Here is a 284-nt window from a genome sequence, read left to right on the forward strand (position 1 = left end):
ATGTCGAAGGTGTAGGTGATGTTGTCGGCGGTTTGCAGGTTGTCGGCGCTGCCGTTGTTGATGGTGATATCTGATACCTCGAACCCGCTGACGGCTTCGCCGAAGGTGGCTGTCACGGTGAAGGGGGCGTTGATTGTTGCCTCGGCGTCGGTGGTTAGGGTGACATCGGGGGCGGTGACATCGTAGGTGCGGGTCAACCCGGCCGCGGCGGTGTTATCGTTTCCGGCGATATCCGCTGCCACATTAGCCGCGATATCCACGGTCACTTCCCCATCGGCGTCGGG

Annotated in this window: 1 protein-coding gene; it reads right to left on the bottom strand. The window is 61.3% G+C overall.

Translation table 11 applies throughout. From position 1 onward, the window contains the following. Positions 1-284: Ig-like domain-containing protein (locus tag AC0QHF_RS14870; protein WP_324705008.1), on the bottom strand; the 284-nt coding region annotated here is incomplete at both ends.

The sequence above is a fragment of the Lyngbya sp. CCY1209 genome, from assembly GCF_055795065.1.